5 protein-coding genes, 1 tRNA gene and 2 pseudogenes are annotated in these 6,566 nt (G+C 67.3%); 1 reads left to right on the top strand and 7 read right to left on the bottom strand.

The annotated features are described in order from the left end of the window. From AAC997_RS04310 to AAC997_RS04300, 3 genes and pseudogenes are all read right to left on the bottom strand, one after another. Positions 1 to 343, bottom strand: a pseudogene (locus AAC997_RS04310) (DUF2497 domain-containing protein); the annotation flags it as partial. Between the two features lie 144 nt (positions 344 to 487). Further along, positions 488 to 1,999 (bottom strand): TolC family outer membrane protein, encoded by a 1,512-nt coding sequence (locus AAC997_RS04305; RefSeq protein WP_340644459.1) that lies wholly within the window; start codon positions 1,997 to 1,999, stop codon positions 488 to 490. A gap of 120 nt (positions 2,000 to 2,119) precedes the next feature. Continuing rightward, positions 2,120 to 2,689 carry a protein-L-isoaspartate O-methyltransferase gene (locus AAC997_RS04300; RefSeq protein ID WP_340644458.1) on the bottom strand — a complete coding sequence of 190 codons (570 nt, stop codon included), beginning with the start codon at positions 2,687 to 2,689 and terminating at the stop codon, positions 2,120 to 2,122. Between the two features lie 152 nt (positions 2,690 to 2,841). On the opposite strand from AAC997_RS04300, the gene AAC997_RS04295 reads away from it, so the two are divergent. Next, positions 2,842 to 2,915: transfer RNA gene (locus AAC997_RS04295), tRNA-Cys, on the top strand. A gap of 23 nt (positions 2,916 to 2,938) precedes the next feature. Here the strand turns inward: AAC997_RS04295 and AAC997_RS04290 are convergent. From AAC997_RS04290 to AAC997_RS04275, 4 genes and pseudogenes are all read right to left on the bottom strand, one after another. Next, the gene (locus AAC997_RS04290; protein ID WP_340644457.1) at positions 2,939 to 3,322 is read right to left on the bottom strand and encodes a cytochrome c; all 384 of its coding nucleotides are present in this window, start codon (positions 3,320 to 3,322) and stop codon (positions 2,939 to 2,941) included. A 15-nt stretch (positions 3,323 to 3,337) separates the two neighbouring features. Next, a complete protein-coding gene (locus AAC997_RS04285; protein WP_340644456.1) occupies positions 3,338 to 4,933 on the bottom strand; it encodes a flavin monoamine oxidase family protein in 1,596 nt (531 codons plus the stop codon). 176 nt (positions 4,934 to 5,109) lie between these two features. Next, on the bottom strand, positions 5,110 to 5,940 hold the full coding sequence (locus AAC997_RS04280) for an enoyl-CoA hydratase-related protein (RefSeq protein WP_340644455.1): 831 nt from the start codon (positions 5,938 to 5,940) through the stop codon (positions 5,110 to 5,112). Positions 5,941 to 6,044: 104 nt separating this feature from the next. Continuing rightward, positions 6,045 to 6,566 (bottom strand): annotated as a pseudogene (locus tag AAC997_RS04275) (TonB-dependent receptor); the annotation flags it as partial.

Genomic DNA, 6,566 nt, shown 5'->3' with positions numbered 1-6,566 from the left:
CGGCGGGATCGCCCACCAGGCCGGCGCCAGGGGCCACGTCCGGCGCGTCGTCGGCCCAGGCGGTGGGCTCCGGTTCCGGCGTATAGGCCGGCTCCGGCTCCGGCTCGGGCGCCGCGGCGGCGTAAACGTCGATATCGCCGTGAGTCTCGACCTTCTCGGTCAGCTCCAGAACGCCGTCGTCCTCTTCCTCGGGCGGAAGGGGGATGTCTTCGGCGACAACCTCTTCGGCCGGCTCCTCGGCGGGAGCCGCCTCAGCGCCGGGCGCGTCATCTTCGGAGATGATGCGGCGGATGGAGGCGAGGATCTCCTCCATTGTCGGTTCTTGAGAGGTCTGGTCAGACATTTTGAGCCGTCGCTGGAGCGAAGAGAGAATCCATCAGCGCCAGCCTAGGCGCGACGGGCCGATCCTGCAATTTCCGCCTAGCTGCGCAAGGGCGGATTCGCGCGGCAGGCGAAAGGTCGCGCCCGCGCTCAGCAGATGGAACGCCTATTGGGCGGCGGACACCGGTTTCGGAGCCGGCTTTTCCTTGGGTTGAGGCGTGAACACCGAATCGACGATGGCGATCGGCTCCTCCCACGGCACCCAGCCCCAGGTGATCCGCAGCTTGCCGAAGTTCGACTTGGGATCGTAGCGCGGCACGTTGGGGGTCAGGTAGCTGGCCTCAAGGTGGCCCATCTGGGCCAGCACGCTGGCGGCGGCGACATACTCGTCGCGCCGGGCGTTGACCTGGGCCAGTTCGGCGGCGCGCAGCTCCTGTTCGGCGTTCAACACGTCAAGGGTGGTGCGCAGGCCCACCTGCTGCTCCTGGCGGGTGCCTTCGGCGGCGATGCGTGCGGCGCGAACCTGGGTGTCGGTGGAACCGATGATGGCGCGAGACGCCGTGAGCTGGCTCCAGGCCTGAGTCAGGTTCTGCAGCACGCTCCGGCGCGCGCCCTCGATCCCGATCCGGTCGACATTGTTGCGCTCGATCGTCTGGCGCACCCGGGAACTGGTCAGGCCGCCGCTGAACAACGGAATGCTGACCGTCGCGCCGGCGGTGACGCTGCGGGAATACAGATCGCCGTCGAAGGGCTCGGCCCCGCCGCTGTACCCCAGCCTCGCCGTCAGGCCGATCGTCGGCATGCGCTCAGCGCGCGCGCCGGAGACGCGGGCCTTGCTGGCCTGCTCGGTGTACTGGGCGGCGCGGATCAGGGGATTGTCCGCCTGGGCGGTGTCGAAGGCCTGGTCCACCGTGGCCGGCAGCAGGGTCGCCAGCGACGGCTCCGGCGCCAGATCCCCGGGGCTCTGGCCCACGACGGCGACGTAGTTGCCTCGGCTGATGGCGAGCTGCGCCTGGGCCGACTGGAACAAGGATTGGGCCGCGGACAGGCGCGATTCGGACTGGGCCACGTCGGTGCGGGTGATTTCGCCGACATCGAAGCGGGCCTTGGACTCCTCAAGCTGACGCTCGAGAACCCGGACGTTTTCCTGCCGGATGCGCATGGCTTCCTGGTCGCGGCGGGTATCCACATAGGCGGTGATCACCGTGCCCAGCACCTGGGTCTCGACCCGGCGCAGGTTCTCACGCCCGGTCAGGATGTCGGCCTCCGCCGCCGAAACCGCGGCGGCGACGCGCCCACCGGTGTAGAGGGGTTGGTTCAACGACAGGGCGCCGCTGCCCGAATTGGACTCTCGGATGCCTGCGCCGGCGGCGTCCGGGATGCCGTCGCCATTGGTGTCGATGCTCAGGCCCCGCGCGGCGGCGGGAGTGCGGATTTCCTGATAGGCGCCGCCCGCCGACACGCTCAGCGAAGGACGATAGCCCGACCGGGCCTGGACGTAGTTCTCATCCAGGGCGCGCTGGCTGGCCCGCTGGGCCTGCAGGGTCGGGTTGGAGTCGTAGGCAAGCGCGATCGCATCGGCCAGGGTTTCGGCGGCGGCCGGACCTGCGGTCAGACCGCAGATGAGGCCCGCGCTGCAGACCGCGGCGAGTAAACCTCCGCGACGGCTATTGAACATGCTTATCCCCGAAATCGACGCAAGATATCGGGGCCTATATGGCCGCCGAATTGAGATGACGCCAGAGGGCGCTACCTTAAGCTTTTTTCACACCAAGGTTTCGTGGGTGTTTCAGGGCGTTCAGAAGGCGAAACCGTGTTGCGCCTCGAAGCCCGCCAACAGCGGCGGGGTGGCGTCGAACACCGTGCGCCGGCCGATCTCGTCGTCGGCGCGGATATAGAGGGCCGCCTTGCCCACCGGACCGTCGCGTTCGACCACCGCCAGGCGGCCGCCAGGCGCCAGCGCCTTCAGCCAGGCATCGGGGGCGCGGGTGACGGCGCCCTCGACGACGATCAGGTCATAGTTGGCGCCGGGCACGGTCTTCAGGTCGCCCTCCTCCAGGCGCTCCACCACCACGTCCAAGGCTTCCAGAACCGCGGCGGCGTAGGGCGCGGCGATGGCCAGGGCCCTCTCGCCGGCCACCGGCTTGGCCATCTGCAACAGCTTGGCGACATCCCGGGGCTTCAGCAGGGCCCGGCCGGGCGCGTATTCCACCGCCACGTCGGTATAGGCCAGGTAGCCCTTTCCGGCGGGGACGAAGTCCTCACGGGGGATGACGCGCATGGCGTCGTGGATGCGGATGTCGGTGACGTCGCTGGGACGCACCTGGCTCTCCACCATGTTCGAACGAGCTTCGGTGAGATCGGCCATGATTCCCCAAACCGGAAACGTCAATTTGCGCGCTTATAGGTCCGCCCTTAACCCGAACGCAATGCGACCCTGCGACAGACGTTGCTCCAGGCGGGTCGTTCTGTTAGCCATCCGCCCTTCCAAGCTCCCGGCGTGTCCAAGACGTCGGCGGCGGCCTGATGGCGGAGTGGTTACGCAGCGGACTGCAAATCCGTGCACCCCGGTTCGATTCCGGGTCAGGCCTCCAAACTTTCCTTCAAATCCTGAAGATCAGTGCGCCAGCGCGGGCTTGGTCGTGGGCCCCTTGGGGCCGGTGCGAAGCGCGGTGACCTGCGCGGGCTGCACGGGCTTGCCCTTGTTGCCCCAGGTCGCGCGGGCATAGGTGAGCACCTTGGCGATCTCCAGGTCGTTCATCTCACCGGCGAAGGCCGGCATGCCGCCTCGCCCCTTGAGCACCCGGGTGATCAGCTCCTTGGGATCACCCTGGGCCACCTTGCTGCCCGCCAGGGCCGGGAAGGCGCCGGAGATACCCTTGCCCGTGGGCTGGTGGCAGGCCGCGCAGTTGTCGAGATAAAGTTCCTTGCCGTCAGCGGCCACCGCGGGCGCGGCGCACAGACCAAGGGCGACCGCCAGAGTGGGGATCGTAAGACGCATCGATAGGTTCTCCGGTCAGGCCGCTTGGGCGCGTTTGTGCAGCTTGGCGATCTGCTGCCATGCGCTCTCGATTCCCCCGGCCTGCCAGCCGGTGAGATAGGATAGATGTTCGCCGGCCAGGTACAGCCGGCCGTCAGGCTCACACAGGATCGGGTAGGCGTCCCTGCGCGAGTCTTCGCTCCACTCAGCCCAACCGCCGAGACTATGCTCGATCCGGTGCCAGGCGGCGCTGAACGAGGTCTCCACATTGTCGGCGTACTCCGGGAAGGCGAGCTTCCCGCCCTCGGCGGCGAACGCCTGCCGGGCCTTGGGGCTGAGCGCGCTGATCTTCGCCGCCGAGGCGCCGAAGTTGTAGTAGCCCAGCAACACGCCCTTCTGGCTCTGGAAGCCCGTGGACGGCAGGGTGATGGTGTTGATCTCCGGGGTGTCTGTGTAGACGTGGCCGCCGTAGATCGAGTGTTTCTCCTCCCAGAAGCGGGTCTTCATCTGCAGGCCGATCTTGCCCACCAGGGCGTAGGAGACCGCCCCGATCGCCTCCTTGAACCTGGCCGACACGCCGATGTCCATCTGGCGCAGGACCGACAGCGGAATGGTGCAGATACAGAAGTCGGCCTTCAGGGTCTCGGTCTTGCCGCCCGGCCCCGCCACCGTGACCTCAACCCCCTTGTCGTTCTGACGGTATTTCTTCACGACGGTGGAATAGCGGATCAGCTTGCCGACGTGACGCTCGAAGCCCTTGGCGATCTGATCCATGCCGCCCACCGGCTGGAACATGGTCCGCTGCTGTTCATAACCCGTCACCGAACTGAGCACGCGCCAGGCGTTGGACTGCAACACGTCGGTCAGGGGATAGGGCGTGGACGCCTTGCCCGGGCCAGGGGCGACCCCGGCGCCGGGGTCGATCTCAAAGCCCCGACCGTCCGTACCCGCATAGGCCAGGTCGGTGTTCAGGTAGCCTTCGTGGGTCAGGTAGGCGAGGAACTTCTCCCGGTCCTCGACGGTCATCTGCTGGTCCAGCGCGCCCTGCTTGACCTGCTTGGCCAGGATCTCGGCGGCCGAGCCCCGGGTGTCGGCGGCGATCTGCCCCTTGCGGATCGCCTTGCCGGCCAGCGGCCCCTTCCCCTTGGCGAAGGCCACGTATGAGGCGTCGTTGTCGTTGACGAAGACCTCCAGCGGTACGTTGAAAAGCTTGGTGTAATGCAGGGTCGAATGATGGTGATACGGGATCCGCCACGGGCCGTGATTGATATAGAGCCCGTCGTCGAAATCGCATTCCTGCGCCTCGCCGCCCAGCTCGGTCAGCTTGAAGCCCTTGCGCGCGGTCTGGCAGCGGCCGCCGGCGAAGTCGCGGGCCTCGATGATCGTGACCTCATAGCCGGCCTTGGACAGCTCATAGGCGCTGGTCATGCCCGCGACGCCGGCGCCCAGGACGATGACCTTCTTGCCCTTGCCGCCCTCACCCAGCTCGGGTGGAGCAGCGTTGGCCGACGCGATGCCGAACCCGAGCGCGCTCATGCCGGCCATCAGCAAGGCTGAACCGCCCATGCCGCCAAGGCTTTCCAGGAAGCTGCGGCGTGACAGGCCGCTCCCATTCATCAGGTCCCGATTCATCACCTAAATCCCCGCACGATACTGTTGGCGCGCAAGGGAACGGCATGGGGTGAAGGTGACAATCGCCATTCGGACAATACCCTTTGCGGGACGGAAAAGGGTCCGGCCGTGCCTATTGCCTGGGCGGCGGACGTTGGTTTTGGGCGCCGAGCGAATAATTGTCCGGCGAAGCCTCCTTAGCGGCCTTGGAAATCCGCCGGCCGCTTTTCAAGGAACGAGGTCATCCCCTCCCGGAAGTCCCCGGTCCGGATCAGTTGCAGGAACTGCAGATAGACGTGGTGGACGTGGTCGTTGAACGTCTCGTTCAGGCCCATCCGCATCAGCCGCTTGGCCGACTGCACCGCCAGCGGCGCGTTGGCGGCGATCTCGTCGGCCAGCTTGCGGGCCTCGGTCATCAGATCGGCGTCGGGGACCACGTGGGTGGCCAGGCCCATCTCCAGGCTCTCGGCGGCGGTCAGCGTGCGGCCGGTGAAGATCAGCTCAGCGGCCTTTGACCAGCCGATCAGGCGCGGCAGGAACCAGGTGCCGCCCGACTCCGGCACGATGCCGCGCTTGACGAAGGCCGCGGCCAGTTTCGCGCCCTGGGCCATCATGCGGATGTCGCAGCCGAGCGCGGTGTCCAGGCCGTAGCCGGCCGCCGCCCCGTTCAGCGCGCAGATGGTGGGCTTGTTCATGTTGAAGATCACGGTCGGCGGTGCGGTCTTCAGATCCAGGTCGACGGAGATGTTGCTGACCTGGGCTTCCGATCCGATCCCCGAGCCGCTGGTGGCGCTGACCAGGTCGAGACCGGCGCAGAACGCCCTGCCCGTCCCGGTCAGGATGACGCAACGAACCTCCGGGTCGGCGTCGGCCTGCAGCAGCAGCTTGGACAGCAGCGACAACATGGGGCCAGAGATGGTGTTGAGCCGCTCCGGCCGGTTCAGGGTGATGGTGGCGACGCCGCCGGCCGCCTCATACAGCACCTCGGCCGACTGATCGGCGCGCGCTTGGGCGAGAGTTTCACTCATGGCCATCTCCCATTTGTCTGTTTTTTCGTTGGCGCCAGCTAAGGACCGTTGCCCCTTGGATGCAAGGGCTCAGGCTCAGGTTTCGTGGCCACGAGCCCTCGCCGCTAGAAGAACAGCTTGCGGAAGGTCAGCTTCACCGAGCGGCCAACCGGGTCCAGCAGGTCGGGCTGGTAGCTGATGGGCGTGACCCCGGTCCCGTCGCGAACCTGCTGGCGGCTGTCGAACAGATTGTCGACCGACAGGGTGGCGCGCGCGCCCCTCAGCCACGGATAGTCACGGGCGATGGGTTGGGCGCCCAGGTCTGCGAACAGCCGCAGGTTCACCGTTGTCTGGTCGGAGAACTCCAGGTCGCTCGCCGTCGGGCCACCGTCGACGCGCGTGGCGGCCTGCCAGTTGGCGTTCAGGGACGCGCCCAGGCCGCCCTTGGTGTAGTTGGCCTGCACGTCCACCTGATGTCGCGGCGAACCGCCGCCGGAGCCGATGGCCGCGCCGTCGAGCAGGTCCAGTTCCGGCAAGCCAGGGCGGATCAGGATGTCATCGCGGAACGCCACGGTGTGGTAGACGCCGAACTGGAAGACGCCGCTCCGCGGACCGCCGCCGCCGAAGCCGCCGAAACCACCGCCGCC

Source organism: Phenylobacterium sp. (assembly GCF_037968635.1).
In the GTDB taxonomy this organism is placed as follows: Bacteria; Pseudomonadota; Alphaproteobacteria; order Caulobacterales; family Caulobacteraceae; genus Phenylobacterium.
Note: the sequence above shows the minus strand (reverse complement) of the source record. Positions and strands in the feature narration are given on the sequence as shown.